The sequence below is a fragment of the Caldithrix sp. genome, from assembly GCF_056497305.1.
On record NZ_JBSMDE010000157.1, the window covers coordinates 1 to 3,151 of the forward strand.

Annotated in this window: 3 protein-coding genes; all 3 read left to right on the forward strand. The window is 41.3% G+C overall.

All coding sequences use genetic code 11. From position 1 onward, the window contains the following. Positions 1 to 1,153, forward strand: a 1,153-nt coding sequence (locus ACWB0I_RS13035) for a hypothetical protein (protein WP_479388507.1), incomplete at its 5' end; no start/stop codon positions are given. After that, positions 1,143 to 2,093: a serine/threonine-protein kinase gene (locus ACWB0I_RS13040; RefSeq protein ID WP_479388508.1), complete on the forward strand. Its 951-nt coding sequence runs from the start codon at positions 1,143 to 1,145 to the stop codon at positions 2,091 to 2,093. The genes ACWB0I_RS13035 and ACWB0I_RS13040, both read left to right, overlap by 11 nt. A gap of 25 nt (positions 2,094 to 2,118) precedes the next feature. Continuing rightward, positions 2,119 to 3,151, forward strand: a 1,033-nt coding sequence (locus ACWB0I_RS13045; protein WP_479388509.1) for a serine/threonine protein kinase, incomplete at its 3' end; no start/stop codon positions are given.

Sequence of the window (3,151 nt, forward strand, 5' to 3'; positions counted from 1 at the left end):
AAAAAAAGAGCAAACAGGTCCTGTATGGGAAATCATGTTAACTTTTTCGCACACAGGGAAAACAGAACGGGTTAAAACATTACCTGGCTACTTTTGTTTTGATGAACAGAGGCGGGATATGTATTGGTCGCCGGATCTGCATGACGAGAACCGACTGGTAAAGGTTACGATTGAAAAAGGCCAATTTGTTGCCCGAAATTTATTCAATAAACCCGATATTCTGTTTAACGGGAGGCCGTTAAAAAAGGAAAAGATATCGGAAGGCGATACAATCACCATTAAAGGAATCCATTGTATTTTCTCGTTAACACAGGGAGCGCCAAAGCAGAAAAAGAAAAGCGCCATGCGCAGACTTTACGACACCACATTTTCATACACTCAATTAAAAAGAGAAAAAAGGTTAAATCAAATTCTGATTCCTTCTTTGTTTGCGCTGTTTTTAATCTTTTTTGTGTTTGGCATTCGTTATCTTAAAGGGCCTGATCCGCAGCAACTCAGAAATCAAATCGTAAAAAAATTATCGTCTGAGGAATTCACCCGCCAAAGTATGGCCGAAAAAGAACAATTATTGGCTGATTGTGTTGCCGATTTAAGCGCGTTTTCGGAAATTGAGCCATACTTTCAAACGATTATCCAGAAATTAAATGAGGTAGAACAACAAGCCAGTTTTAAAATAATGAGCGCGGTCATCCCTTCAAAGACCATAGAATCTCTGCAACATTTTAAAGAAAACATAAATACCCTTTTTTTGTACAAAACTCATTTAAACAGCACCTATGATTCATTCAACGCCTATCAGCAGGCAGCCGCTCAATTCAGAGAAAGTCCCGTTTCGTCCAATGAACAGGAACTGAAAAATGCTGTCCATCAATTTTTGACCGATTATCAACTTTTAGAAGAGGATAGCCATAAGCTTTTAAAGATAGCGGATTCTTTTTCTGAAGACATGGATCGGCTAAAAGCAAATGCCAATAAATTGAGTGAGATCGAAGCGTTATCCGGCATCGTTTTGTGGATTACCGATATGTCTGTTAGTTATCAAAACGCCGTTAACAATATTAATCAGATACCATCTAAGTTTGAACCTTTTGTGCGTGATACAGAAGAAATCGAATTGTTACTGAAGAAGCTCGAAAAGCATCGTGGACGTTAAACTTAAGGATTTAATTATAAACAAAAAGCTGGGAGAAGGCGGCATTGCTTCGGTTTTCCTGGTTACACATAAAAAGCTTGGTAAACAGTTCGCTTTAAAAACTCTGTTGCCAAAATATGCGGCGAATCCTATAATCAAAAAAAGATTTTTAACCGAAGCAGGCATATTACTTGCGCTAAAACATCCCAACATCATCCGTTGTTATGAGGTTTTTGAAGAGAATAAAAAAATCTATTTGCTATTGGAGTATGTGCCGGGGCTCAATTTAGCGCAATTAATTGAACAAATCGGGGAACCACTGTCAGTGAATTTAATGCTGGCATATTTTAAACAGATTTTAAATGCGCTTCAATATTTGCATGAAAAGGGAGTCGTGCACCGCGATATTAAACCGCATAATATCTTTGTGTACGATTCGGGATTTGGATTCAGTGAACATAGCGTGGTCAAGTTGGGGGACCTGGGAATTGCCAAAGCCTTGGGCGTAAGCGATTTAACGCGCAGCGATGTTCGCCTGGGAACCTATTCGTTTATGAGTCCGGAACAAATTAAAAACCCGGCGAATGTGGATCACCGCTCCGATATTTATAGCCTGGGCGCAACCTTTTACTATGTGTGTACGGCCAAAATTCCCTATCCCCAGAAAAGAAATTCTATTACTGAACTGGTTAAGGCAATAACGACTAACAATATTATCCCTATTGCCAGTCAGAACCAGAATGTCCCAGCATGGTTACAAAAAATCATTATTAAAATGATGGCTAAAGAGCCAGAACAACGTTTTAAAACCTGTAACGAAATTCTGCAAAGGCTGAATGAATCTCGCTTAAATAAGTTGAAAAAAGCGCAAAATTACGGCTGTCTGTTGGTTCTGGCCAATTATCTGTCCATTAGTTTCCTGTTATTTTTAATTTTACTTTTAACGCTGATGCAAAATTGAATCACAAGTAGGTGAAAGGGTGAAAATGGAGAGGATTGGGAAATACCAGAAAATCAAAACACTTGGCTCTGGCGGTATGGCCACGGTTTACCTTGTGCGGGATGAGCTCACGGGCATGAAGATGGCCATGAAACTGCTTTACGATCATTACGCTGAAGAGGAACATATACGTAAACGTTTTTTGCAAGAAGCGCGCCTGCAACTGGATTTAAACCATCCCAATATTGTGCGCTGTTACAATGTGGAACGAGTGGATAACAAGTATTTTATCCTTCTGGAATATATTCCCGGGCCGGCTCTTAACGAGGTGATTAAACAGAGAGGTCACGGGCTGAAGCTGGAAGAAATTATTCCTGTTTTTACGCAAATTCTTGCCGGCATGGATTATGCCCATCAAAAGGGGGTGATCCATCGCGATATCAAGCCTATGAACATCCTTCTTTCGGAATATGCCGGTTATTTTCATGGACACGAAGTGGCCAAGATAAGCGATTTCGGAATTGCCAAGGCGCTGGATCAAGAGGGACATACGCGAACAGGCGCCCAGTTAGGCTCGCCCTACTTTATGAGTCCGGAACAAATCCAGAATGCGGCCGGCGTTGACCATCGTTCCGATATTTACAGCCTGGGCGTGTTGCTCTATCAGTTAGCCACGGGAAAATTACCGTACCATCCCACTGACAATCCCATTAAGCTGATGGAAGAAATCGTTAAAGAACCCATCATTGATCCGAGGACTTTTAATAAAGATATTCCCAACTGGCTGGTTGATGTCATCTATAAAGCGACCAATAAAGATCCGGAGAAGAGATTCCAGACCTGCTCTCAGTTTTCTAACCTGATTTTTGCCCATTTCACGCAAGCGCAGCAACCAACGAAAAAAAGTCGTGTGACTGTGCAGAAAAAAACTCCGGTCGTAAGCGAGCGCCCGAAAAAGAAGACCACTAAATCCAGGAGCAATATTGATAATCGTCAATCTAACTGGCTGCCCCTGGCCCTGGGAGTGATCGTGGCGGTCTTTTTACTGGCGGGCGTCATATTCTGGCAATTTAACAGTA